Genomic DNA, 24,519 nt, shown 5'->3' on the forward strand with positions numbered 1-24,519 from the left:
TTACAACTCACATTTATTTATGGCAACTGGTTACAGTCTCAGCAAATTTTGAGATACATATCCGGTTTTTCTTTTCCGGGCGTCGCCCGTTCTCTGGAGGCAAGGCAATGAATAAGCGTCATCTGACGTTATCCCTGTTGGCTACGCTGGTCGCAACATCTGCGGGCGCGGCACAGGTGGATCTGCGCATCATGGAAACCACGGATCTGCACAGCAACATGATGGACTTCGATTACTACAAAGATAAACCGACGGACAAATTCGGGCTGGTGCGCACCGCCAGCCTGATCCACGCGGCGCGTAACGAAGTAACCAACTCTGTGTTAGTCGATAATGGCGACATCATTCAGGGCAGCCCGCTGGGCGACTACATGGCATCAAAAGGGCTGAAACAGGGCGATGTTCATCCCGTTTATCTGGCCATGAACACGCTGGATTACGCGGTCGGTAACCTGGGGAATCACGAATTCAACTATGGTCTGGATTACCTGAAAAAAGCGCTGGCCGGGGCGAAATTCCCGTACGTGAATGCCAATGTGATTGATGATAAAACCGGAAAACCACTGTTCACGCCGTTCCTGATAACCGATAACGCAGTCAAAGACCGCGACGGCAAAACGCATAATCTGCGCATCGGTTATATCGGTTTCGTACCTCCGCAAATCATGGTCTGGGACAAGGCTAATTTGCAAGGCAAAGTGACGGTCGCCGATATCACCGAAACCGCGAAAAAGTGGATCCCTGAAATGCGCAAGCAAGGCGCCGACATTATCGTCGCCATTCCGCACTCCGGCCTGTCGGGCGATCCGTATAAAACGATGGCCGAGAACTCGGTGTATTACCTGAGCCAGGTGAAAGGCATCGACGCCATTATGTTCGGTCACGCGCATGCTGTTTTCCCCAGCGAAGAGTTTGCCAATATCAAAGGCGCTGACATCAAACAGGGCACGCTGAATGGCATTCCTGCGGTGATGCCGGGCATGTGGGGCGACCATCTGGGCGTGGTGGATATGGTTTTAAATAACGACGGCAACGGCTGGAAAGTTGAAACCGCGAAGGCCGAAGCGCGCCCGATTTATGATAAGGTGCAGAAGAAATCGCTGGCCGCTGAAGATCAGGAGCTGGTGAAAGTCCTCGCGCATTCTCACGATGCCACACGCGAATTTGTCAGCAAGCCGATCGGCAAATCTAATGACAACATGTACAGCTATCTGGCCCTGGTTCAGGATGACCCGACCGTGCAAATCGTCAATAATGCGCAGAAGGCCTATACCGAGCATTTCATTCAGGGTGATCCGGATTTAGCGAATCTGCCGGTATTATCCGCTGCAGCACCGTTCAAAGTGGGCGGGCGTAAAAATGATCCGGCCAGCTATGTTGAAGTGGAAAAAGGTGAGCTGACCTTCCGTAATGCGGCAGATTTATACCTGTATCCGAATACGCTGGTGGTGATGAAAGTCACCGGTCAGGAAGTGAAAGACTGGCTGGAATGCTCTGCGGGTCAGTTTAATCAGATTGACGTGAACAGCACTAAACCGCAGTCGCTGATCAACTGGGACGGATTCCGTACCTATAACTTCGACGTGATCGATGGCGTGAATTATCAGATTGATGTCAGCCAGCCGGCGAAATATGACGGCGAATGTACGCTCATCAACAAAGATGCTGAGCGCATTAAAAACCTGACGTTTAACGGTAAGCCTATCAATCTGAAAGCGACATTCCTGGTTGCCACAAACAACTACCGTGCCTACGGCGGAAAATTTGCGGGCACCGGCGATAAACATATTGCCTTCGCTTCGCCGGATGAGAACCGTTCTGTAGTGGCTGCATACATCGGCGCAGAAACCAAAAAGCACGGTGCCGTTACGCCAACGGCGGACAACAACTGGAAGCTGGCAACGATTAAAGCGCCGCAGCCGCTGGATATCCGCTTCGAGACATCGCCGGGCGACAAAGCCGCAGCCTTCATCAAATCTCACGCGCAATATCCGGTCACCGCCAAAGGCACGGACGATATTGGCTTCGAGGTTTATCAGGTCGATTTGCAAAAATAGCCCTTCACTCAACGCTCCTCCGGGGGCGTTTTTTCTTTCTGTACTTCTTTTGAGCTATAGCCTTGCCTTAAAGATGCATTTATAATGCATGTTATAAATTAATTCATTTAACGAGGCTTCATCATGGACTATCGCGACCAACCTCTTGGCGCTCTGGCAGTTGCCATTCCGCGCGCAACCCGTCTTTTTCGTCAGTATGATTTAGATTTCTGCTGTGGTGGCAAACAAACGCTTCTGCGCGCCGTAACCAAAAAAGAGCTGGATATTGATGCGATAGAACAGCAACTTGCTGAAATTGCACAGCAACCGGACACTTCGACGGACTGGAAAACCGCGCCGCTGGCAGAGATCATCGATTTCATTATTCCGCGTTATCACGATCGTCACCGTCAGGAGTTGCCGGAACTGGTACTGATGGCGGATAAAGTCGAACGCGTTCACGGTGACAAACTGCCCTGCCCGCACGGTCTGGCGATCCAGCTGCAACTAATCCTCGACGAACTGACCCAACATATGATGAAAGAAGAACAGATCCTGTTCCCGATGATCCGCAGCGGAATGGGACGTCAGGCCGCCGGTCCGATTTCAGTGATGGAACGTGAACATGATGATGCGGGCGATATTCTGGAAGAGATCAAACGACTGACCAATAACGTGACGCCGCCGGAAGGCGCCTGTGTCACCTGGCGTGCGCTGTATGCCGGGATTAATGAGTTCATTACCGACCTGATGGAACATATCCATCTGGAAAATAATCTGCTGTTCCCGCGGGCATTACGCGGCGAGTAATTTCGCTATCCGTAAGTGACACGCCCTAAAAGTCAAAGATGAAAAAAGGGCGCAAATGCGCCCTTTTGGTTTCTGGTTTCCGCGCGGAATTACAGAATTTCTAACAGCTCAACTTCGAAGACCAGCGCGCTGTATGGAGGGATGGAAGCACCCGCACCACGTTCGCCGTAAGCCAGGTTATGAGGGATGTACAGTTCCCATTTAGAACCCACTGGCATGAGAGTCAGTGCCTCAATCCAGCCAGCAATCACGCCGTTAACCGGGAATTCAGCCGGCTCACCACGTTGTACGGAGCTGTCGAACACAGTGCCGTCGATCAGTTTACCGGTGTAATGAACACGTACGCGGTCCTGACGGCCCGGGATAGTGCCTTCACCCTGAGTGATAACAGAGAATTGCAGACCAGATTCGGTGCTGCTCACGCCTTCGCGCTGTGCATTTGCAGCCAGGAATTCCTGGCCCTGAACAGCCAGGGCTTCCTGACGTTCACGACGAACAGCATCAGCACGTTCGTGGACTTCACGCAGTGCGCGGTGAACCACATCAACAGGAACGGCTGGCGTATTCCCTTCCAGCGCGTCACGTAAGCCTGCCAGCAGTGCGTCAGGCTCTAAGCCTTGCAAACCTGATTCCTGCAACTGTTGACCGACCTGCAGGCCGATGCCGTAACTTGCCTGCGCTTCTACGCTGTCAAATGAAGGGGTAGTCATGAATTTTCCTTAGCTCTTAAAAATGTCGAACGCGCAGCATAGCAGCGCAACGCTTTTGGGTAAAATTCTCTGTGAGGCAACTTGACGCCTGACGCAGTTCCTTCCACTTTTCGATAAATTTTTCGTATTTGCCGCTATTTAACACATCGTTTGAGTGATATTTATGCTTTGCCCCTTTCCGCATCAAGCAGTTAAACGGCTATACTAGGCAGCAACAGGCAGTCGAAATTGTGACAGTGAAAAAGAGAGGTTGTCATGGGCAGAATCCCGCCCAGGAGAAGGAAAGCCGTCCGTATTTATCAACCCATGTTGAGATCCTGGATTGCCATTATGAAAAGGCCGATGCAAGACACGACAGCGCAAACTGAAAACGAAGAGGAAGAAAACGTCGGGCAAACCGGTCGCGGTTCTTCTGCGATGACGAAAAGCAAAACGCTGCTCAGCAAAATCTGGCATATGAGCGACGATTTCCACTGGATGTCGCCCCTGCCTTATGCGCACCGCCGTGGCATGATTATCAGTGTACTGGTGATCCTTCTGGCACTGCTCTGGCCTTATACGCCGGAAAATACTTACGCGCCTTCACAACCGCAGCAGCCGACCAGCATTCCGATGCAGGCCGATTTGCGTAACGATCAGGGCCGGACCACGCAAATGGCTGAACCGGACCCGGTACAGCCGCAGGTGAACGACAGCACCGGCACCTGGCGCAATTATCAGGTTCAGTCAGGGCAAACGCTGGCTCAGCTGTTCCGCGATAATAATATGGCCGTGAATGATGTGTTCGCGATGGCGCGCGTTGAAGGTGCTGACAAGCCGCTGAGCACGCTCAAAACGGGTCAGCAGGTGAAGATTCAGCGTGATGCGCAGGGCGTGGTCACCGCATTACAGGTGACGACGGATCAGAATGTGACGGTGACGTTTACGCGCCAGCCGGACGGCAGTTTCCAGCGCGGCGGTTAAGCATTGAGCTTTTTATGCAGTTTTTCCAGTAGAAACTCGCGCAGCACGACGGCCTGATTATGGTGTACGTCTTTGCTGCCAAACAGCAGGGTCAGCGAATGGCCTTGCTGCACTATCTCCAGTAATCCCTTCCAGTGCTCACTGACTTCTAGCTGCTGACGATAACGTGCGGTGAACGCATCCCACTGATCGGTGTGATGATGAAACCACTGACGTAGCTCAGTTTTCGGTGCTACCTCTTTGAGCCAGACGACGCCCTGCAATCTTTCTTTGCTGATACCACGCGGCCATAAACGATCCGTCAGATAGCAATGTTGTTGTGCCGGACCGTGGAAATCGTAAACGCGCTGAAGAGTAATGTCTGCCATCGAATCGCTCCATGAATGCCTTTTCAGACTAGCGTATTTTGCCGGACGCAGAAAAGCAAAACGCCGGCACAAGGCCGGCGTTTTACAGGTTAACTGCAGCGTATTACGCTTCAGCAACCACAACTACGTTCAGTTTAGCGAATACGTCGCTGTGTACCTGGAACTCAACTTCGTGTTCACCAGTGGTACGCAGAACGCCATTCGGCAAACGAACTTCGCTTTTAGCAACTTCAACACCAGCAGCAGTTACTGCATCAGCGATATCGCGAGTACCGATAGAGCCGAACAGTTTGCCTTCGTCGCCTGATTTAGACGCGATGGTTACTGAACCCAGTTCGTTGATTTTAGTTGCGCGAGCTTCAGCAGCGTTCAGAACGTCAGCCAGTTTGGCTTCCAGTTCTGCACGACGTGCTTCGAAGAACTCAACGTTTTTCTTGGTAGCAGGAACAGCTTTGCCCTGTGGTACCAGGAAGTTACGAGCGTAGCCCGCTTTAACGTTAACTTGATCACCCAGGCTGCCCAGGTTTGCTACTTTATCAAGCAGAATAACTTGCATTACCTTATCCTCTCAGAGTCGTTAATTGACAGTTGCCGATTACTGATGACGATCAGTGTATGGCAACAGAGAAAGGTAGCGTGCGCGCTTGATGCAACGAGCGAGCTGACGCTGGTATTTTGCACGAGTACCGGTAATACGGCTCGGGACAATTTTACCGCTTTCGGTAATGTAGTTTTTCAGCGTAGCGATGTCTTTGTAATCAATCTCTACAACGCCTTCCGCGGTGAAACGGCAGAACTTGCGACGACGGAAATAACGTGCCATTAGGCTAGTCTCCAGAATCTATCAAATCAATCTGCTCGGCATGTAACACCACTTTATTCAGTCCATTGCGCCCTTGATGGCAACTAATGAATCCGGAAACAGTGAGTTGCGTGCCGACCGTTATGCTGTGAGTTAATGCTTGTGACGCTTGTCCGCTGACAACGATGGGCATTCTGCACCATGCTTGTCGGCTAAATCCGGCTTCCTGCTGCTGCGAGCGGTGCTCAAGCACAAACTGGCAGTGAGGAATGCCCGAAGGACTGACTTTACGAATGGGGGTCTTGCACACAGTGCCTGACAACACCAGACGATTCGCCGTCACGGCAATTACTCTTCAGAATCCCCAGCTTCAGCATCATCGTTAGCTTCAGCAAAGTCTTCACGGCGATCACGACGCTCGTCTTTTGCTTTAACCATTGGAGATGCTTCAGTTACCGCGTGTTTAGTACGCATAACCATGCTACGGATAACGGCGTCGTTGAAGCGGAAGTTAGTTTCCAGCTCATCGATCGCTTCCTGCGGAGCTTCAACGTTCAGCAGAACGTAGTGAGCTTTGTGCAGTTTGTTGATCGGGTAAGCCAGTTGACGGCGGCCCCAGTCTTCCAGACGGTGAATCTGACCAGCAGCGTTAGTGATTACTGCACTGTAACGCTCGATCATGCCCGGAACCTGTTCGCTTTGGTCAGGGTGAACCATAAAAACGATTTCGTAATGACGCATCGAATTGCTCCTTACGGATTATTCAGCCTCCTGTCAGGGTCAACCGCGGCCCATGGAAGCAAGGAACGTGTTTGTGTGCGGTCGAAAAAATGACGCGCAATTATATGTACAGCCTGTGGGAAACTCAAGGATAAAGGCAGATTAATTTCTCTACAGCTTTGCGGCGAAGAATGCCGTACTTTTCGCCAGCGCATTCACCGACACTTTATGCTTCGCATCCGCTTCTGAAATAAACGTCAGGTTTGCATCCGCGCTATTCTCTGCGAGTTCCTGCCGCAGGCGCTGACTTTCGCCGAACGGGACGACATCATCCTGTTCACCATGCCAGACAAACAACGGCTTACCGGCAATTAAAGCCGCTTTCCCGCTGAAATCAAGGCTGAGTAACGGTGCAAATTCACGTTCAAACGCGTCGCGTTGCGCGGTGTCTTGCGTGTCGTAAGCCGGAAAAAGATGGTGCGATAATTTTGAAAAATAACCGGAACCCATCAAATTAGCCGCCACTTTTACCCACGGGAATTTTACCAGCGCGGCCATCGTCGTCATTCCGCCCATCGACACGCCGCCGACGCCCAATCTTTCAGAATCAGCCAGACCTTTGCCGACGAAGTGATCTTTCAGGACCGGTAACTCTTCGACGTTGCCCTGTAAAATGCCCCAAAAATTCGCCAGCAGCCGGGCTTCATCCCCGTCCGCGCGTGCTCCATGCAGGCGGGCGTCGGGTAAAATAACGCGAAAACCGGCCTTCGCCAGCGTGTAACCAAAATAGGAGTAAATTTCTTTCGAAGAGGTAAAACCGTGATAGAAAAATATCGTCGGGAGCTGCTGCTGATATTGCCCGGCAGGAACGGCGTGAACAACCTGGATCCCGTCAATATTTTCTTCATACATCTCAACCATCGGATACTCCCTTTACGCTTTCTGGCAAATGAATTTGGCTTCGGTCTGGTTTTCATTTTACCGGCCTGCGGCCAGCCGACCACAACCTTTTTCGTATGATTTATAACCATTTACTGAAGTGAAAGTAAAATCAGCTCTTTTCATAAAATGAAAATTCACACATCGAGAATGATTTCATTGATTCAGATCAATTTTTTATGAAATAACCGGTTACATTTGAACGTTAATCCTTTCCCGTTTGCCGCCGTTAGTGCGCTATCAGAAGCAAACGGAAAAACACCATGAAAACGGCATCAAAACGCTCATTTCGCCGCTGGAGCATAGGCGCAAAACTGGCCAGTATCGCTTCGCTGCTGGTCGGCACCCTGTTTATTATTTTCACTTTGTCACTGACACACTCTGCGGGCAGACAGGTTAATGCACTGGCCGTTAACGCCATTTCAGAACAGGTGACCGGCGTCGTTGACATGATTGAGATGTATAACGCCAGCCTGAATGCCGAAGTGGACAGCTACACGCGCCTGTTCAGCCATTTTCTGCCTGAGAATTTCGAGCTGGATACCGCCAGCCAGGTGATGATCGGCAGTGAGTCTGCCCCTGTCATTAAAGCAGGCGGCAATCCCCTGAATCTTGATACGCGTATCCCCGATGATTTTCTGGCACGCACCGGCGCGATCTCTACGGTTTTCGCCCGCCGTGGCGATGATTTTATCCGCGTGACCACTTCGCTGAAAAAGCAGGACGGCAACCGCGCCATCGGCACTTTGCTCGACAATACCAGCCCCGCTTACGCACAAATTATGGCAGGACAACCTTTTAGCGGTCTGGCGACGCTATTCGGCAAAAAATACATCACCAAATATCAGCCGGTTCGCGACGCGCAAGGCAGCGTGATTGGCATCCTGTTTGTCGGGGTAGATATCACCAAAGAATATGCAAACATGCGGGAAAAAATTCTTTCCAAACGCATTGGTGACCATGGGTACTTCTTTGTGCTCAATAGCGCGCCCGGTAAAGATCTCGGTAAATATCTGGTGCATTCCACTGATGAAGGCAAAACACCGGCCTGGCCTGAAGGCGAACTGCAACAGGTGATGGCGCAGCCAAAAGGCCAGCGCGAGTACACAGACACTGCCAGCCAGCACCAGCAATTCATGGTGTACGCGAATGTTCCGGCATGGCACTGGGTCGTGGCGGGCAGCACCGATAAAGACAGCCTGATGGAGCAGGTGAACAGCACCCGTAATCACTTCCTGCTGATAAGCCTGCTGGCGCTGGCGTGCTTTGCCGCATTTTTCATCTGGCTGACGCGCAAACTGGTCAGCCGTCCGCTCAGTGACGTGGTTCATATCGCCCAGCAATATGCCAGCGGCGATCTGCGCGCGCGGGCACAAACGCAGCGTGTGGACGAAATCGGCGCGCTGATGCATGCCATCGACGGCATCGGTCATGGTCTGGAGAAGATTGTCGGTGAGGTACGGCAGGTTTCGTCCGAAGTCATGCTCAACACGCAAGGGCTGGCGCACGACAGCCAGCAGATTAATCAGCAGATCGGCACGCAGGCCAGCAGTCTGGAAGAAACGTCCGCCAGCATGGAGCAAATTACCGCCACCGTGCAGAACACCGCAGACAACGCCTCACAGGCAACACAACTGGTGCAACAAACCGATAAAGCCGCCACGGTCGGCGCGGATGCGGTGAATCAGTCCGTCGAAAGCATGGAAGCCATCAGACATGCCTCAACGCGCATTGCGGATATCACCACGGTGATTGAAGGCATCGCCTTCCAGACCAATATTCTGGCGCTGAACGCCGCTGTAGAAGCCGCCAGAGCGGGTGAGCATGGTCGTGGTTTCGCCGTCGTCGCCTCGGAAGTGCGGGCACTGGCACAGCGCAGTTCGAATGCGGTGAAAGAAATCGAAATGCTGGTGGCCGATTCCCTGAGTAAAGTGGAAGATGGCCATCAGAGCGCGGCAAAAACACAGGCGAATATGAGCAATATCTTGCAAGGGATCCGCCAGGTGAAAGTGCTGATGAGCGATATCGATGTGGCTTCGCACGAGCAGTCTTCCGGCATTTCGCAGGTGAACATTGCCATTATGCAGATTGGTAAAGCGACGCAGGAAAATGCCACGCTGGTGGAAAACTCACAGCAAACCGCGGCGGCGCTCAGCGAACAAGGGCGTCATCTCTCACAACTGGTGAGCGTCTTTAAAATTTCCGAACGGTAAGACGTGAAATGCGCGGCAATAAACGCCGCGCAGACTCGCCAGCAGACCGGTGAAAGGACTACACTTCAGGCATCGCCCTTTTACCGGATATCACAATGAAATCCCTCCGAATCTCCGCTGCGCTGCTGTTACTGGTTGCGCTGAGCGGTTGCAGTAATCTGATGCAAACCACGCCGGTTGCGCCGCCTGCCATAACAGCTAAAGCGCAGGAAATTACCCGTGCGCAGACCTCCACTCTCACCAAAATTGGCAGCATCACCGTCGATGTGATTGGCAGCCCGATGGATGCAGAAGCAGAAGTTCAGCGCCGCGCCGATGCGGCGGGGGCGCATTATTACGTCATCATGTTTAACAGCGAAACCATTATTCCCGGCCGCTGGTATTCGCAGGCCACACTCTACCGCTGATTATTCAGCGCCGATCGCGCGGTTGAGCAACAGCTGGCACAAACGTTCCGGCAACAGCGTTTCACCGCGCGGATCGAGCACCATTCTGCACCACGCGTCCGCCACCGGTGGCGAAGCAAATTCCAGCATCTGAGTTGCTGTCATCAGGTTAAACAACTGACTTGTCAGCCAGCGGCCATGCGCTTCTTCCGATGAGCGCAGGCGCTGTAAAAACTGGCGGGATGCCCGGTCAAATATGCGGTTTTGGCCGCGCACCTGATACAAGACCTGTTGCAGCATTTCTCCGCTGGCGGGTAATTTTTTGAGCGTGCGCAGAACATCCAGACACATCACATTCCCCGACCCTTCCCAGATGCTGTTGACCGGCATTTCACGGTACAAACGCGGTAACTCGCTGTCTTCGCAATAACCCAGACCGCCCAGCGCTTCCATCGCCTCAGCAACAAAAGGCATCCCCTGACGGCATACTTCAAACTTAGCGGCGGGTGTCAGCAACCGGCACAGTAAGATTTCCGCAGGAGTATCCTGTGCGCCGGACGCCGCCGCCAGTCGCATCAGCACCATCGTCTGACCTTCCAGCATCAGCGCCATGCGGCTCAGCGTCTGACGCATCAGCGGTTGTTCGATGAGGGGCTTTCCAAAAACCTGCCGCTGGAAGGCGTGATACAGCGCAACCGACAACGCCCGGCGCATCATGGCGTGGCTGCCCAGCGCACAGTCAAAGCGCGTATGGCCGCCCATTTTCAGGATATGTCGGATGCCTTCGCCCTCTTCGCCCAGCAGCCAGCCGGTGGCATTCTGAAACTCCACTTCGCTGCTGGCGTTCGACCGGTTGCCCAGTTTGTCTTTCAGGCGCTCAATGCGGACCGCATTGCGGGTTCCATCGGGCAGAATTCGGGGCAGGAAGAAGCAGGACAGCCCGCCGTCAGTCTGCGCCAGTACCAGATGCGCATCGCTTTGCGGTACGGAGAAAAACCATTTATGACCGACCAGATGATAAGGCTTTCCGCTGCCACGCCCTTCCAGCGCTGTCGCCCGTGTGGTGTTACTGAGCACATCGGATCCGCCCTGCTTTTCCGTCATGCCCATGCCGATCAGCACGCCTTTCTTCTGGTCGCCGGATTGCAAATGCGGATCATAGCGATCGGATAACAGGGGTTTAAGCCAGCCGCTGAATTCCGCTGGCAGCGTTTTTTGCAGTAAAGGGATCGCCCCAAAGGTCATGGTCACCGGGCATAACGTTCCCGCTTCAACCTGGCCGTGAAGAATAAAGCGCGCTGCACGGGCGACCGCCGAGCCGATGCGTGCATCCTCCTGCCACGGCAAATTATGCACGCGGTTGGCAATCAGCCCCTGCATCAGCAAGTGCCAGGCCGGATGAAAACGCACGTCGTCGAGACGTTCACCACAAGTGTCATAACGTAAAAGTTCTGGCGGATGAGTATTCGCCAGCCTTCCGAGCTCCAGCGATTCGGCAGAACCTAACTGTTGCCCGAGCGACGCCAGTACATCAGCATCCCAGCCAGCCTGCTGACGGGAAACCGCCTCGCGAAGCGGAGTGTCGGAAAGGAATAAATTGCTGTTACTCAGCGGTTTGGGCTGATTAAAAACCCGGTGTGTTTCCCAGTTCATCGCCTGCTCCCTGTTCAAAGGATATGGCCTAAGTATGGTAAAAATCGGGGAATTAACAGGCGGGCAGATCACAAAGGCAGAAATGCAAACGGGAGCCCTGAGGCTCCCGTTTCATCAGCAACAAAGAAAGCAGTAATCAGCTTTTCTTCAGGCCACGCTGACGTACCGCTTCGAACAGACAAACACCGGTTGCAACTGAAACGTTCAGTGAAGACACGCTGCCCGCCATTGGGATGCTGATCAGTTCGTCGCAATGTTCGCGGGTCAGACGGCGCATACCTTCACCTTCTGCGCCCATCACCAGCGCCATCGGGCCGGTCATTTTGCTCTGGAACAGGTCATGATCGGCTTCACCGGCAGTGCCGACGATCCAGACATTGTGTTCCTGCAATACACGCAAGGTGCGCGCCAGATTGGTCACGTTGATCAGCGGCACGTTTTCAGCCGCGCCGCTGGCAACTTTTTTGGCGGTCGCATTCAGTTTGGCAGAACGGTCACGAGGCACGATCACCGCGTGAACACCGGCCGCATCCGCGGTACGCAGGCAAGCACCGAGGTTATGCGGGTCAGTGACGCCGTCCAGCACCAACAGGAACGGGCAATCCAGGCTTTCCAGCAATGCCGGCAAGTCATTTTCCTGATACTGACGGCCTTCGCGCACGCGCGCGATAATGCCCTGATGCACTGCGCCTTCGGATTTTTCATCCAGCCACTGGCGGCTCGCCACCTGGATCACGATCCCGCTGGCTTCCAGTTCGTCGATCAGCGGTTTCAGGCGTTTATCGTCGCGGCCTTTCAGAATAAAAACTTCCAGAAAGCGTTGCGGATCGTTGTCGAGTAAGGCTTTAACGGAATGGATACCGTAGATAATTTCGCTCATGATGCTCTTTAAAATAGACTTGCGGACAGCAAGCTGTCCGCAATTTAATAAGGTTACAGGCGATTCTACCATAGAAGAATCGCCGGAAAGGATTAGCTGTCAGTCGACTTTTTCTTCGCGCGCTTGGCTTTGGTGGCCGCCGCAATTTTTGCCGTTTTATCAGAAGGCTTTTTGGCTTTCTTCGGCTTGCCGTCTTTACCGACTGCGCCGGCCGCTTTCTCTTTCTTCGGTTTGGCAGGTTTCGCGTCATCTTTACGGAAGGCGCTGTCCGGCTCAAAGTTCACGTTTTTCTTACCGGTGCGACGACGCCCCGCATTGGCCGGTGCAGTGGAACGCATGGAACGCTCACCGCCTTTTTTGGCGCGGTCACGTGCGGTTTTGCCTTCACCACGCGCTTTACGGGTGCTGGAAACCAGTGCGAAATCGATTTTACGCTCGTCCATATGTACGGCTTCAACACGGATTTCAACAGTATCGCCCAGGCGGTAAACTGCGCCGGAAGATTCGCCGACCAGACGCTGACCGATGTTGTCGTAACGGTAATAATCGTTGTCGAGCGAGGACACATGCACCAGACCATCGATGAACAAATCGTTAAGGCGCACGAAGAAACCGAAACCGGTCACGCTGGCGATAATGCCGGTGAAGACTTCGCCGACGTGATCCTGCATGAAGTCACATTTCAGCCAGTCAGCCACGTTACGCGTCGCTTCATCCGCACGGCGTTCTGCCATCGAACAATGCTCGCCGAGCTGCAACATATCTTCGTAATCGCTGTGCCATCCGCCGGTTGGCGTCCAGCGCTCTTTCAGCGTGCCGTGCTCTTTCGCCAGCAGGTATTTGATTGCACGGTGCAGCGCCAGATCCGGATAACGACGGATTGGTGACGTGAAGTGCCCGTAGGACTGCAACGCCAGACCAAAGTGACCACGGTTTTCCGGGTCATAAATCGCCTGTTTCATCGAACGCAGCAGCATAGTCTGCAACATTTCGCGGTCAGGACGATCCGCCAGTTCATCCATGATCTGCGCATAATCTTTCGGCTCAGGCTTCAGACCGCCGCCCATGACCAGACCCAGTTCACCCAGCACGCTTCGTAGCGCGGAAATATGATCATCGCTTGGACGGTCATGTACGCGGAACAGCGCAGGTTCGTTATGTTTTTCAACAAAACGTGCGGCAGCGATATTCGCCAGGATCATGCACTCTTCAATCAGTTTGTGGGCGTCGTTACGCACGGTCGGTTCGACACGTTCGATACGGCGCTCGGCGTTAAAGATGAATTTGGCTTCTTCAGTTTCGAATGCGATACCGCCACGTTCTGCACGTGCCTGATCCAGCACTTTGTACATGGTGTGCAGTTCAAGCAGATGCTTCACCAGCGGCGAATATTGCTCGCGCAGTTCCGGATCGCCTTCAATGATGCGCCAGACTTTGTTGTACGTCAGACGTGCATGGGAGCTCATCACCGCTTCGTAGAATTTAGAGCTGGTCAGCTTGCCCTGCGCGGAGATCGTCATCTCACAGACCATACACAGTCGGTCTACCTGAGGGTTCAGGGAACACAGGCCGTTGGACAGCACTTCCGGCAGCATCGGGACAACCTGCGACGGGAAGTAGACTGAAGTGGCGCGGCTGCGTGCTTCGTCGTCCAGCGCCGTGCCGTGACGGACGTAATAACTCACGTCAGCGATAGCCACCCACAGGCGCCAGCCGCCACCGCGTTTTTTCTCGCAATACACGGCATCATCGAAGTCGCGCGCATCTTCACCATCAATGGTGACCAGCGGCAGGCTCCGTAAATCCACCCGCCCTTTTTTGGCCTCTTCCGGCACCTGCTCACTCAGGTCTTCGACCTGTTTCAGAACCTGTGGTGGCCAGACGTGCGGGATCTCGTGAGTACGCAGCGCGATATCCACCGCCATGCTGGTGCCCATTTTATCGCCGAGGACTTCAACGATTTTACCGACCGCTTTAGTGCGGCGCGTCGGACGTTGTGTCAGCTCGACCACCACCATATAACCCATGCGCGCGCCGTTAATGGCGTCGGCCGGGATCAGAATGTCAAAACTCAGACGACTGTCGTCAGGCACCACAAAACCGGCACCGGCGTCAGTAAAGTAACGGCCCACGATCTGGCTGGTTTTCGGCACCAGAACGCGCACGATACGCGCTTCGCGGCGGCCTTTACGGTCGGTGCCAACCGGTTGTGCCAGTACCACGTCGCCGTGGATGCACATTTTCATTTGTTCAGCAGAAAGGTATACGTCGTCTTTCTTAACGCCTTCAAGACGCAGGAAACCGTAACCATCGCGATGGCCAATAACCGTACCTTTCAGCAGGTCCAGACGCTCCGGTAGCGCATAGCACTGGCGGCGGGTGAAGACCAGCTGTCCGTCACGCTCCATCGCGCGCAGACGACGACGCAGCGCTTCGAGCGCTTCTTCTCCGGACAGATTCAGTTCATTACCGATTTCTTCCCGGCTGGCCGGGGTTTCACGTTTCGCGAGATGTTCCAGAATAAATTCACGGCTGGGAATAGGTGATTCGTATTTTTCTGCTTCTCGTTCCAGGAATGGATCTTGTGACATAGCGGTTCCTCCGTTGTCATCAGCAGTTTGTTGAAAGTCTTTCATTCAACAAGCAATAATTTGTAGAGCGTTGAGTTATCTTTGACCATATCGGCCAGAGTGTACTGATTCAGCTCATCAAGAAAATGTTCTACAGCAGTGTGCAGGACTTGTTTTAGCCGGCAAGCGGGCGTGATATGGCAAAAATCACTGTCACAGTTAACCAGTGAAAGCGGCTCGAGTTCGCGAACCACATCGCCAATGCGGATTATTTCCGCGGGTTTCCCCAGTTTAATGCCCCCGTTTTTTCCACGGACAGCGGTGACCAGGCCCGCACGGCTCAACTGATTAATGATTTTCACCATGTGGTTGCGCGATACACCATAAACTTCGGTGACCTGCGAAATGTTGGTCATCTGATCGCCTGGCAGGGATGCCATATAAATCAACGCTCTCAGACCATAATCAGTAAAACTCGTTAACTGCACACATACCTCTGGGTAGTTGTTTACCCGGTCTTTCCACGTCAGCAATGACAACAGGGTGAAGATGATTGTTTATTATGACACTTTGATGATAAACCAGCCGCGAACTTTGCAGCTAATCATTTAGATAGTGGATGCTTCGCGGGAAGTAAACAAGCGTGGAAGGTCAGAAAAAAATAAACCGGGCAAATTTGCCCGGTTATGACGTTTTTACACAATCAGCTCAGGCTGTTATGCGTCAAACGGGTCGCGCAGGATCATGGTTTCGCTACGATCCGGACCAGTCGAAATGATATCAACCGGAACTTCAGTCAGCTCTTCGATACGCTTGATGTAGTTCAGCGCTGCCTGCGGCAGATTTTCGACTTCTTTCACGCCGAAGGTGGTTTCGGTCCAGCCTGGCATGATTTCGTAGATTGGCTCGATGCCTTCCCAGCCTTCTGCAGCCAGCGGGGTGGTGGTCATTTCGCGGCCATCAGGCATGCGGTAACCGACACACAGCTTCACTTCTTTCAGTCCATCCAGCACGTCCAGTTTGGTCAGACAGAAACCAGACAGGGAGTTGATCTGCACAGAACGACGTACGGCAACGATATCCAGCCAGCCGCAACGACGGCTACGACCGGTGGTCGCACCAAATTCGTTACCTTGCTTACGCAGGAATTCGCCGGTTTCGTCGAACAGTTCAGTCGGGAACGGACCTGCCCCCACGCGGGTGGAATAAGCTTTTACGATACCCAGAACGTAATCTACGTAACGCGGACCAATGCCTGAACCGGTAGCAACGCCGCCAGCGGTGGTGTTGGAAGAAGTTACGTACGGATAAGTCCCGTGGTCGATGTCCAGGAGCGTACCTTGTGCGCCTTCGAACATGATCAGATCGCCACGCTTACGCGCGCCATCCAGCAGCTCAGACACGTCAACAACCATAGCCGTCAGGATGTCGGCGATAGCCATGACATCATCCAACGTTTTCTGGAAATCAACGGCTTCTACTTTGTAGTAGTTAACCAGCTGGAAGTTATGATAATCGATGATTTCTTTCAGCTTGATAGCGAAAGTTTCTTTGTTGAAGAGATCGCCAACGCGCAGACCGCGACGGGCAACTTTATCTTCATAAGCCGGGCCGATGCCGCGACCGGTCGTGCCGATAGCTTTATCGCCACGCGCTTTTTCGCGCGCCATGTCCAGTGCGACATGGTAAGGCAGGATCAGCGGGCAAGCTTCAGACAGTAACAGACGTTCGCGTACAGGGATGCCACGAGCTTCAAGTTCGCCCATTTCTTTCATTAAAGCGTCAGGTGCCAGAACAACACCGTTGCCGATGATGCTGATCACGTTCTCACGCAGAATGCCAGACGGAATTAAATGAAGAACGGTTTTTTCACCGTTGATAACCAGAGTGTGACCGGCGTTGTGACCGCCCTGATAGCGCACAACATATTTAGCCCGTTCAGTAAGCAGGTCTACGACCTTGCCTTTCCCTTCATCACCCCATTGTGTGCCGAGTACGACGACGTTCTTACCCATCTCAAGAATCACCAGGTTGCTTAAAAAAGGATTCTAACATCTCATTCTGTGCTTTCCAGTACTTTTAGCACACGTTTGCGGGAAAAATTTTAATTGCGTGCTACCGGTCTCAACAGGACGTGACACGCTGAACGTAACAAAACCTCAACCACCCAGACGACCACGCAACATGTAGTAAATTACGAAGCCTGCGACCACAAGACCCCCGCCAAAACGACGTAAAACGGAGTCCGGAAGATTCGCCAGAGTGAGGATCATTTTTCTCCACGATTTTGGATAAAGCATCGGCCCCAGGCCTTCCAGAACCAAAACTAAGGCCAGCGCCAGCCAGATTGTCGAATTCATGGTGAATGCGTCTCAGTGATTCCCTTCAACAGGAAAAGGAGTTTCAGAAATGACAAAAGGCCCGCGAAGGGCCTTTTGGAAATTGCATCAGCAATTATTTGTTTTTTAGCTGGTCAGGTGACTTCATAAAGCGGAAGAAGTCGCTGTCAGGGCTTAACACCATGACATCGTTACCGCTCTTGAAGCTGGCCTCATAAGCACGCAGGCTACGGATGAATGCGTAGAAGTCCGGATCCTGGCTGAATGCATCAGCAAACAGTTTCGCCGCTTCGGCATCGCCTTCACCGCGGGTGATACGGGCAGTACGTTCTGCTTCAGCCACTGTACGGGTTCTTTCGTAATCCGCCGCTGCCTGAATCTTAGTCGCCTCTTCTTTACCCTGAGAAATATGGCGCAATGCCACCGCATTACGCTCTGCGCGCATACGGTCGAAAATCGCGCTGGACACTTCTTCCGGCAAGTTGATTTGTTTCAGACGAACGTCAACCACTTCAATACCCAGCGCCGCCATGCTGTTCGGGTTCACCGCAGGCTGTTTGCCTTTGGTTTCCTGCTCAACACGTTTCGCCGCAGACGCGATCGCATCATCAGCTTCGGTTGTCGCTTCCGGCTCATCACCTGCGCTACCGGTGTTCAGCGCGTCACGCACATCCAGCGTCAGACGACCGCGGGAATCGGTCACGATGTCTTTCACATCCAGACGACCAATTTCAGAGCGCAAACGGTCACTAAATTTACGTTTCAGCAGAACTTCGGCCTGAGAGACGTCCCCGCCGCCCGTTGCCAGATAGTAACGGCTGAAATCGCTGATACGCCATTTCAGATAGGAATCGACGATCAGGTCTTTCTTCTCGCTGGTCACGAATCGGTCAGCCTGGTTGTCCATGGTCTGGATACGCGCGTCGAGCATTTTGATAGATTCCACAAACGGAACCTTGAAATGCAGACCCGGCGCATACACCAGAGGCTTGTTATCGCTGTCGCGCAGGACTTTGCCGAAACGCAGCACGATACCGCGCTGACCTTCCTGAACCACAAACAGTGAAGCATAAAGCGCCACCAGCACCACAACGACGATAAGTAAAAATGACTTACGCATTGTTATTCTCTCCCTACGCGAAGTGTATCGTCACGCTGTGCATTAGCACGGCGCTGGTCCATGACACTGCCAGACGAACGGGAACTGCTGTTATCGGCACTGCTTTTGCCATTACTGCTGGTCAAGCCCGGCACAGAAGGTAACAAACCTGCATCATCATTTTTGCTGGTGTCGTTCGCTGCCGCGTTATTTCCGCGCAGCATCTGATCCAGTGGCAATACCATCAGGTTATTTCCTTTGTCACTCACCAGAACTTTACGGGTGTGACTGAGGACTTTTTCCATGGTTTCGATATAAAGACGCTCGCGGGTAATTTCCGGTGCGGCTTTATATTCTGGTAACAATTTGGAGAACCGGGCCACTTCACCCTGCGCTTCCAGAACGGTACGGTCTTTATACGCTTTCGCGTCTTCCAGCAAGCGCTGTGCTTCACCGTTTGCCAGAGGCTGGATCTGGTTCGCGTAAGCTTCTGCTTCACGAATAGACTGCTGCTCTCTTTCACGGGCGGCAATCGCGTTATCGAAGGAAGCTTTCACTTCTTCCGGCGGACGCGCGGTCTGGAAGTTGACGTCCTGAATAGTAATACCCATTTTGTACGGACGAATGGTTTCTTCCAGTACACGCTGAGTGTCGCTACGCACCGTGGTACGGCCTTCAGTCAGGATTTTATCCATCGTGTATTTGCCGATAACGCCACGCAATGCGCTGTCCGTTGCCTGGCTCAGGCTGTCGTCAGGGTTGGCAACGCTGAAAAGGTAAGCTTCAGGGTTTGTCACGCGATACTGCACGTTCATTTCGACGCGTACCACGTTCTCGTCAGAAGTCAGCATCACACCAGACGCGGCCAGTTCACGTACCGACTCGACGTTCACTGCGCGAACCTGATCGATGAAGGTCGGTTTCCAGTTCAGGCCCGGCTCAACCAGATGGCTGAACTTACCAAAACGGGTGACCACACCACGCTCAGCTTCTTTTATGGTATAGAAGCCCGTCGCCGCCCAAATCACAACCACCGCGGCAACCGCGATGCCCGCAATCCGGGTACCACTCATCCCGTGACCAGAACCGGTTGGCACGCCATTGTTGTTATTGTTGTTGCCTGAACCTTTTCCACCGAATCCACCCAGCTTCTTGCTGAGTTTACGAAAGATATCGTCCAGGTCAGGTGGCCCCTGATTGCGGCCGCCTTTGTTGTCATTATTTCCACCAGAATTTCCACCAGAGTTGCCGCTATTATTGCTGCTGCCCCAGGGGTCGCGGTCCTGTCCGTTATTACCGGGCTGATTCCACGCCATGTTATAGCTCCATTATTCTATGATTGGTGTTCTTCAGGCTAAATCAGACAGGCTCTGGTTGCGGACATAGCTTTCCAGTTCCTGCTCTTGTTTGCAGAGGCGACGCCAGTCAACAATGGGCATTCGCACCATCAGACCGATACTGCCATCCTCTTCAATCCATTCTTTTTCAATGGCCTGAAGCTGGTAAAAACGGCTACGAAGGCGGCCAGCTTCCGGCGGCAGGCACAATTCATGCTGCGCAATTTCGCCAGATAACCGCTCCGTTAACGCCTGAAAGAGCAACGGAATACCTTCACCTGTCACGGCTGAGAGCCAGACCCTGACCGGCAAATTCTCCTCGTTGCGGTCGATACGCGGGACAAAATCATCCAACATATCTATTTTGTTCATCACTAACAGCGCAGGAATTTCATCTGCTTCAATCTCTGCCAGCACCGTATTAACCGCGTCAATATTTTCCTGAACACGGATGTCCGCTGCATCAATCACATGTAATAACAGAGATGCCTGTCGGGTTTCCTGCAACGTTGCCTTAAAGGCGGCAACTAAATCATGGGGCAGGTGACGAATAAACCCTACAGTGTCTGCCAACACTGTTTCCCCGACATCTGCCACCATAATGCGGCGCAGCGTAGGATCCAGCGTAGCAAACAACTGATTGGCCACGTAAACATCGGCCTGAGTGATACGGTTAAAGAGTGTAGATTTTCCGGCGTTGGTATACCCCACCAAAGACACCGTCGGAATATCCGCACGAACGCGCGAACGGCGACCCTGTTCACGCTGCTTAGCCACTTTTTCAAGACGGCTGAGAATTAAAGTAATCCGGTCCCGCAGTAAACGGCGGTCCGTTTCGAGCTGGGTTTCACCCGGGCCACGTGCACCAATGCCGCCGCCCTGACGCTCAAGGTGTGTCCAGCCGCGAACCAGTCGGGTAGCAATGTGGCGTAATTGCGCCAGTTCTACTTGTAACTTACCTTCGTGAGTTCGTGCCCGCTGGGCAAAAATATCTAAAATCAAACCGGTGCGGTCGACAACGCGACATTCGCATAAGGCTTCCAGGTTTCGTTCCTGGCCGGGGGACAAAGCGTGATCGAACAGGATGACAGAAGCGCCCGTTGCTTTGACGGCATCTGCGATTTCTTGGGCCTTTCCTTCACCGACAAAGTATTTAGGGTGCGGTGCCTTGCGGCTCCCGGTGACGACTTGCAACGCCTCTACACCTGCAGAAGAAACCAGCGATTCAAATTCGCTCAGGTCTTCCGTGTCTTTGTCTTGCGAGAAATAGATATGAACCAGTACGGCCTGCTCACCGGCTTCATAACGGTCAAACAAGCTTGCGACCTCTCATTTGGGAAAAATTCGCCAGCCGGGGGTGCATAAGCATAATCGGAATACTTATGAACCCCTTCGTGGTTGACCAACGTTGCGCTTTATTCAGCGTCATCGTTTTCCTGCTGCGGCTGTTGCGCAGACGGAGTACTACCTTGGTGATAATTGTTGGTGCTGCCCGAACCTGGATTATTGCTATGGTGTGACACCGGGCGGGAAGGCACTACGGTGGAGATAGCGTGTTTATACACCATCTGGCTTACCGTATTTTTTAACAGAATGACAAACTGGTCAAAAGACTCAATCTGGCCTTGCAGCTTAATACCATTCACCAAGTAAATAGAAACCGGAACACGTTCACGACGCAATGCGTTCAGGAACGGATCTTGCAAAGATTGCCCCTTAGCCATTCTATCTTTTCCTTATTAGTTTGTTGTTTGTAACTTTGAGCCTATCGGCTCGAAAATAAATCACATAAAAAATTTGCGCGCTGAGTACTCATCAATTGTACACAATCACCCAACCTATGCACTAACAACCTGAATTACACGGTTTAAGGCCTCTTCTGGCTTCTCAGAATCGAGCCATTCGACACCCTCCCAACCCCGCAACCAGGTCATCTGACGTTTGGCCAGTTGTCGTGTCGCGCAAACACCACGATAAACCATTTCATCGTAATCGAATTCACCAGACAAATATGACCACATCTGGCGATAGCCTACACAGCGAATAGAAGGCAAATCGGTATGCAAATCGCCCCGAGCTATCAGCGTTCTGACTTCGTCTTCAAAACCATTGGACAACATCTGACTAAAACGTTCCTCGATCCGCGCATGTAATGTTTCACGGCGGGTCGGGGCAATCGCAAACTGATGAACGCGATAGGGTAACGTTTCACCCGAAATTTTAGTCAGTTCCGTTAAAGTTTTACCCGAAATATAAAAAACTTCCAGTGCTCTGGACAGTCTCTGCGGATCATTCGGATGAATTCGCATAGCCGCGACGGAATCAATCTCGCTCAGCTGACTATGAAGTGCTTCCCAACCCAGCTCTGCGGCCTGTTTTTCAATGCGTTCGCGCACAGCCGGATCGGCGGGCGGCAACGGTGAAAGTCCTTCGAGCAATGCCTTGAAATAAAGCATAGTCCCACCCACCAATAACGGGATCTTATTGCGCGAGGTTATTTCTGCCATTTCGCGTAAAGCATCCGCACGAAAGTCAGCCGCAGAATATGCGCGGGTCGGGTCGAGAATATCAATCAGACGATGTGGTGCTTGCGCCAGTTCTTCCGCCGTCGGTTTCGCGGTGCCGATATCCATGCCACGGTAGATCAGTGCGGAATCCACACTGATTAACTCAACGGGCAGATGTTTCATCAGCGACATCGCCAGTGCGGTTTTACCGGATGCGGTCGGCCCCATAATAAAGATCGCCGGGGGAGCGGTGTGTTTTTCAGAATCAGTCATGCTTAAAAGCCGCCAGCGCGGACTGTAAATCAAGAGGTTGCAGAAGTCCGGAGGGAGGCGCTTTAACCAAATGTGGGCAAAGCCGCTCAACGTCCGTGAGTAATTGTATGGCTTGTGAAACTGACCAGACCTCGTGTTCGCAGCCACAGTGGCGGGCAAACCACATAGCTACCGCATCAGAAGTCACCTCCTGCTGAACAGCAAGGTAACCTAACAGATCAGGTATCAACTTTTGTAAATTTTGTTGGCGTAATGGTAAAGGTACCGCGCGAACCGTCACACGCTGTGACTCGCTGAGCATTTCTAAACCAAAATGCTGTAATAGCGTCTGATATCTCGCCAGCGCGGCGATTTCTTCTTTACTCAACGTCAGCTTTAGCGGGATCAGCAAAGGCTGCGGGCGAAGCCCTTCTTCCGGCGGTGTCAGTTGCGCCCACTTCAGCCAACGATCGGCCACCGGCAACGATAAAAGCACCAGCTGCTTTCCGCGTTCCAGCAACGCATATTCCGCCGAACAGACCGTCAGTACGCGCCCGAAACTCTGGCTGTGCGCTTCAAGTGCCGGTTCAGCCAGTGTACGAGCGGCGGATGGCGCAGGCTTAGCGGGTTGTGCCACGACCGGAACCGGTTCCTGCAAAGAGAAATCCCCGGCGGCAGGCTGCAAAAGCTGCTGATAGGGCTTTGCTTCATTACGGTTGTATGCCGGTTCAGAACTCCGGAATGTCGGTTCGCGCGGCGCGCTGCTTCGGGCAGTTTCAGGAAAAACATTTTCCTGTAGGGGCTGAGCCGGCTTTTTATCTGCGGGCTGTGAGAAATGATTTCCCCCTGCCGCCTGCCGGTTTTCCGGCTGCCAGCGCGGTGCTTCTGCCTGCAACTGCGGTTCTTCAAGCACCGGATTGCCTGCCTGTTGTAAAACAGACATGACAGCCTGATAGATGAAATCATGCACCAGCCGCGACTGATGGAAACGCACTTCATGCTTGGCCGGATGCACATTCACATCCACCTGATGCGGATCGACATCCAGGTACAACACATACGCAGGCTGCTGATCGTCTTTTAACTGATCCTGATACGCCTGGCGGATCGCATGATTAATCAGACGATCTTTCATCATACGGTTATTCACGTAGCAATATTGCATGTCAGTCAGGCTGCGCGAACCCGTGGGGTCAGCAACCCAGCCGCGGATCGCCAGATCGCCGTGGCTCCATTCAACTTCCAGCGCATGTTCAACGAACGTCGGGCTGCAAATACTGGCCAGGCGGCGGGAAGACTGCGACGGATCTTTCACGGCGCGGTACTGGCGGATCAGTTTGCCGTTGTGGCTGAGATTGACGGAAACGTCAAAGCGCGCCAGCGCAATGCGACGGACGACTTCATCAATGTGGGTAAATTCGGTCTTTTCGGTGCGCATAAATTTGCGCCGGGCTGGCGTGTTGTAAAACAGATCCAGCACTTCAACGGTAGAACCCTGCGGATGCGCGGCCGGTTTGACGGTTACCGCCATGTCGCGGCCTTCGGCGTACGCCTGCCAGGCTTCCTGTTGTTCTGCGGTGCGTGAAGTCAGGATCAGGCGTGATACCGAGCTGATACTGGCTAGCGCTTCGCCGCGAAAACCGAGGCTGAGAATGGCCTCCAGATCGTCGAGGCAGGTGATTTTACTGGTGGCGTGACGCGCCAGCGCAAGAGCCAGATCGTCTTTACCAATCCCGCAGCCGTTATCACGAATACGGATGAGTTTGGCGCCGCCACGATCGATATCAATATCAATGCGCGTCGCACCAGCATCCAGACTGTTTTCCACCAGTTCTTTCACCACGGAAGCCGGTCTTTCGACAACTTCACCGGCCGCTATCTGATTAGCAAGCTGCGGCGGCAATACCTTGATCGGCATATCGGCTCCTGTGGCTG

24 protein-coding genes are annotated in these 24,519 nt (G+C 53.0%); 5 read left to right on the forward strand and 19 right to left on the reverse strand.

The window, feature by feature from the left end; translation table 11 throughout:
• The first annotated feature begins 107 nt into the window (after nt 1-107).
• Nucleotides 108-2,057 carry a bifunctional 2',3'-cyclic-nucleotide 2'-phosphodiesterase/3'-nucleotidase gene (locus J1782_RS20480; RefSeq protein WP_217153818.1) on the forward strand — a complete coding sequence of 650 codons (1,950 nt, stop codon included), beginning with the start codon at nt 108-110 and terminating at the stop codon, nt 2,055-2,057.
• 123 nt (nt 2,058-2,180) lie between these two features.
• A complete protein-coding gene (ytfE, locus tag J1782_RS20485) occupies nt 2,181-2,846 on the forward strand; it encodes an iron-sulfur cluster repair protein YtfE (RefSeq protein WP_217153819.1) in 666 nt (221 codons plus the stop codon).
• An 89-nt stretch (nt 2,847-2,935) separates the two neighbouring features.
• Here ytfE and fklB read toward each other — a convergent pair whose 3' ends face one another.
• Nucleotides 2,936-3,556, reverse strand: a complete 621-nt coding sequence (gene fklB / locus J1782_RS20490) for an FKBP-type peptidyl-prolyl cis-trans isomerase (RefSeq protein ID WP_095923686.1) — start codon at nt 3,554-3,556, stop codon at nt 2,936-2,938.
• 255 nt (nt 3,557-3,811) lie between these two features.
• Between fklB and J1782_RS20495 the strand changes: the two genes are divergently transcribed.
• Nucleotides 3,812-4,519 carry an OapA family protein gene (locus J1782_RS20495; RefSeq protein WP_217153820.1) on the forward strand — a complete coding sequence of 236 codons (708 nt, stop codon included), beginning with the start codon at nt 3,812-3,814 and terminating at the stop codon, nt 4,517-4,519.
• On the opposite strand, the gene J1782_RS20500 is transcribed toward J1782_RS20495, so the two are convergent.
• The 6 genes from J1782_RS20500 to yjfP all read right to left on the reverse strand — a co-directional run bounded on the left by J1782_RS20500 (nt 4,516) and on the right by yjfP (nt 7,330).
• Entirely contained in the window at nt 4,516-4,887 is a 372-nt protein-coding gene (locus tag J1782_RS20500) for a DUF488 domain-containing protein (RefSeq protein WP_152325316.1), read from the reverse strand. The two genes, J1782_RS20495 and J1782_RS20500, sit on opposite strands and share 4 nt — an antisense overlap.
• A 103-nt stretch (nt 4,888-4,990) precedes the next feature.
• Nucleotides 4,991-5,443 carry a 50S ribosomal protein L9 gene (gene rplI / locus J1782_RS20505; RefSeq protein WP_013573778.1) on the reverse strand — a complete coding sequence of 151 codons (453 nt, stop codon included), beginning with the start codon at nt 5,441-5,443 and terminating at the stop codon, nt 4,991-4,993.
• A gap of 39 nt (nt 5,444-5,482) precedes the next feature.
• The gene (gene rpsR, locus J1782_RS20510; RefSeq protein ID WP_002210155.1) at nt 5,483-5,710 is read right to left on the reverse strand and encodes a 30S ribosomal protein S18; all 228 of its coding nucleotides are present in this window, start codon (nt 5,708-5,710) and stop codon (nt 5,483-5,485) included.
• Between the two features lie 4 nt (nt 5,711-5,714).
• Complete coding sequence (gene priB / locus J1782_RS20515) at nt 5,715-6,032, reverse strand: primosomal replication protein N (protein ID WP_152325318.1); 318 nt, start codon at nt 6,030-6,032, stop codon at nt 5,715-5,717.
• Between the two features lie 5 nt (nt 6,033-6,037).
• Complete coding sequence (gene rpsF, locus J1782_RS20520) at nt 6,038-6,430, reverse strand: 30S ribosomal protein S6 (RefSeq protein WP_013573776.1); 393 nt, start codon at nt 6,428-6,430, stop codon at nt 6,038-6,040.
• A gap of 150 nt (nt 6,431-6,580) precedes the next feature.
• On the reverse strand, nt 6,581-7,330 hold the full coding sequence (gene yjfP, locus J1782_RS20525; RefSeq protein WP_217153821.1) for an esterase: 750 nt from the start codon (nt 7,328-7,330) through the stop codon (nt 6,581-6,583).
• 281 nt (nt 7,331-7,611) lie between these two features.
• Here yjfP and J1782_RS20530 point away from each other — a divergent pair, with 281 nt between their 5' ends.
• Nucleotides 7,612-9,561, forward strand: a complete 1,950-nt coding sequence (locus tag J1782_RS20530) for a methyl-accepting chemotaxis protein (protein WP_217153822.1) — start codon at nt 7,612-7,614, stop codon at nt 9,559-9,561.
• A 95-nt stretch (nt 9,562-9,656) separates the two neighbouring features.
• On the forward strand, nt 9,657-9,968 hold the full coding sequence (bsmA, locus tag J1782_RS20535) for a biofilm peroxide resistance protein BsmA (RefSeq protein ID WP_152325321.1): 312 nt from the start codon (nt 9,657-9,659) through the stop codon (nt 9,966-9,968).
• Here the strand turns inward: bsmA and J1782_RS20540 are convergent, their stop codons facing one another.
• From J1782_RS20540 to mutL, 12 genes are all read right to left on the reverse strand, one after another.
• A complete protein-coding gene (locus tag J1782_RS20540; protein WP_217153823.1) occupies nt 9,969-11,600 on the reverse strand; it encodes an isovaleryl-CoA dehydrogenase in 1,632 nt (543 codons plus the stop codon).
• Between the two features lie 136 nt (nt 11,601-11,736).
• Nucleotides 11,737-12,480, reverse strand: coding sequence for a 23S rRNA (guanosine(2251)-2'-O)-methyltransferase RlmB (gene rlmB / locus J1782_RS20545; RefSeq protein ID WP_014411562.1), 744 nt, complete (start codon nt 12,478-12,480; stop codon nt 11,737-11,739).
• Nucleotides 12,481-12,572: 92 nt separating this feature from the next.
• Nucleotides 12,573-15,071 (reverse strand): ribonuclease R, encoded by a 2,499-nt coding sequence (gene rnr, locus J1782_RS20550; RefSeq protein WP_152325323.1) that lies wholly within the window; start codon nt 15,069-15,071, stop codon nt 12,573-12,575.
• Nucleotides 15,072-15,112: 41 nt separating this feature from the next.
• Nucleotides 15,113-15,538, reverse strand: coding sequence for a nitric oxide-sensing transcriptional repressor NsrR (nsrR, locus tag J1782_RS20555; RefSeq protein WP_152325324.1), 426 nt, complete (start codon nt 15,536-15,538; stop codon nt 15,113-15,115).
• A gap of 228 nt (nt 15,539-15,766) precedes the next feature.
• Nucleotides 15,767-17,065, reverse strand: coding sequence for an adenylosuccinate synthase (locus J1782_RS20560; RefSeq protein ID WP_152325325.1), 1,299 nt, complete (start codon nt 17,063-17,065; stop codon nt 15,767-15,769).
• 144 nt (nt 17,066-17,209) lie between these two features.
• A complete protein-coding gene (locus tag J1782_RS20565; protein WP_101078281.1) occupies nt 17,210-17,410 on the reverse strand; it encodes a DUF2065 domain-containing protein in 201 nt (66 codons plus the stop codon).
• A 94-nt stretch (nt 17,411-17,504) separates the two neighbouring features.
• Nucleotides 17,505-18,509, reverse strand: a complete 1,005-nt coding sequence (gene hflC, locus J1782_RS20570; RefSeq protein WP_165058829.1) for a protease modulator HflC — start codon at nt 18,507-18,509, stop codon at nt 17,505-17,507.
• A 2-nt stretch (nt 18,510-18,511) separates the two neighbouring features.
• Nucleotides 18,512-19,804: an FtsH protease activity modulator HflK gene (gene hflK, locus J1782_RS20575; RefSeq protein WP_217153824.1), complete on the reverse strand. Its 1,293-nt coding sequence runs from the start codon at nt 19,802-19,804 to the stop codon at nt 18,512-18,514.
• A 33-nt stretch (nt 19,805-19,837) separates the two neighbouring features.
• Nucleotides 19,838-21,142 (reverse strand): ribosome rescue GTPase HflX, encoded by a 1,305-nt coding sequence (gene hflX, locus J1782_RS20580; RefSeq protein WP_014333660.1) that lies wholly within the window; start codon nt 21,140-21,142, stop codon nt 19,838-19,840.
• 98 nt (nt 21,143-21,240) lie between these two features.
• The gene (hfq, locus tag J1782_RS20585; RefSeq protein WP_013573763.1) at nt 21,241-21,549 is read right to left on the reverse strand and encodes an RNA chaperone Hfq; all 309 of its coding nucleotides are present in this window, start codon (nt 21,547-21,549) and stop codon (nt 21,241-21,243) included.
• Between the two features lie 114 nt (nt 21,550-21,663).
• The gene (gene miaA / locus J1782_RS20590) at nt 21,664-22,605 is read right to left on the reverse strand and encodes a tRNA (adenosine(37)-N6)-dimethylallyltransferase MiaA (protein ID WP_165058827.1); all 942 of its coding nucleotides are present in this window, start codon (nt 22,603-22,605) and stop codon (nt 21,664-21,666) included.
• Nucleotides 22,598-24,502, reverse strand: coding sequence for a DNA mismatch repair endonuclease MutL (gene mutL / locus J1782_RS20595; protein ID WP_217153825.1), 1,905 nt, complete (start codon nt 24,500-24,502; stop codon nt 22,598-22,600). Before mutL ends, miaA begins: the two co-directional genes overlap by 8 nt.
• Nucleotides 24,503-24,519: the final 17 nt, after the last annotated feature.

This window comes from Rahnella sp. BCC 1045 (assembly GCF_019049615.1).
Taxonomy (GTDB): Bacteria; Pseudomonadota; Gammaproteobacteria; order Enterobacterales; family Enterobacteriaceae; genus Rahnella; species Rahnella contaminans.

Coding starts and splice junctions, on each gene's coding strand:
- mutL (WP_217153825.1), bottom strand. CDS start 24,502: ATGCCGATCAAGGTATTGCCGCCGCAGCTTGCTAATCAGATAGCGGCC.
- fklB (WP_095923686.1), bottom strand. CDS start 3,556: ATGACTACCCCTTCATTTGACAGCGTAGAAGCGCAGGCAAGTTACGGC.
- J1782_RS20500 (WP_152325316.1), bottom strand. CDS start 4,887: ATGGCAGACATTACTCTTCAGCGCGTTTACGATTTCCACGGTCCGGCA.
- J1782_RS20540 (WP_217153823.1), bottom strand. CDS start 11,600: ATGAACTGGGAAACACACCGGGTTTTTAATCAGCCCAAACCGCTGAGT.
- rnr (WP_152325323.1), bottom strand. CDS start 15,071: ATGTCACAAGATCCATTCCTGGAACGAGAAGCAGAAAAATACGAATCA.
- J1782_RS20480 (WP_217153818.1), top strand. CDS start 108: ATGAATAAGCGTCATCTGACGTTATCCCTGTTGGCTACGCTGGTCGCA.
- bsmA (WP_152325321.1), top strand. CDS start 9,657: ATGAAATCCCTCCGAATCTCCGCTGCGCTGCTGTTACTGGTTGCGCTG.
- J1782_RS20565 (WP_101078281.1), bottom strand. CDS start 17,410: ATGAATTCGACAATCTGGCTGGCGCTGGCCTTAGTTTTGGTTCTGGAA.
- hflK (WP_217153824.1), bottom strand. CDS start 19,804: ATGGCGTGGAATCAGCCCGGTAATAACGGACAGGACCGCGACCCCTGG.
- rplI (WP_013573778.1), bottom strand. CDS start 5,443: ATGCAAGTTATTCTGCTTGATAAAGTAGCAAACCTGGGCAGCCTGGGT.
- J1782_RS20530 (WP_217153822.1), top strand. CDS start 7,612: ATGAAAACGGCATCAAAACGCTCATTTCGCCGCTGGAGCATAGGCGCA.
- rpsF (WP_013573776.1), bottom strand. CDS start 6,430: ATGCGTCATTACGAAATCGTTTTTATGGTTCACCCTGACCAAAGCGAA.
- ytfE (WP_217153819.1), top strand. CDS start 2,181: ATGGACTATCGCGACCAACCTCTTGGCGCTCTGGCAGTTGCCATTCCG.
- rpsR (WP_002210155.1), bottom strand. CDS start 5,710: ATGGCACGTTATTTCCGTCGTCGCAAGTTCTGCCGTTTCACCGCGGAA.
- hfq (WP_013573763.1), bottom strand. CDS start 21,549: ATGGCTAAGGGGCAATCTTTGCAAGATCCGTTCCTGAACGCATTGCGT.
- yjfP (WP_217153821.1), bottom strand. CDS start 7,330: ATGGTTGAGATGTATGAAGAAAATATTGACGGGATCCAGGTTGTTCAC.
- hflC (WP_165058829.1), bottom strand. CDS start 18,509: ATGCGTAAGTCATTTTTACTTATCGTCGTTGTGGTGCTGGTGGCGCTT.
- J1782_RS20495 (WP_217153820.1), top strand. CDS start 3,812: ATGGGCAGAATCCCGCCCAGGAGAAGGAAAGCCGTCCGTATTTATCAA.
- rlmB (WP_014411562.1), bottom strand. CDS start 12,480: ATGAGCGAAATTATCTACGGTATCCATTCCGTTAAAGCCTTACTCGAC.
- J1782_RS20560 (WP_152325325.1), bottom strand. CDS start 17,065: ATGGGTAAGAACGTCGTCGTACTCGGCACACAATGGGGTGATGAAGGG.
- miaA (WP_165058827.1), bottom strand. CDS start 22,605: ATGACTGATTCTGAAAAACACACCGCTCCCCCGGCGATCTTTATTATG.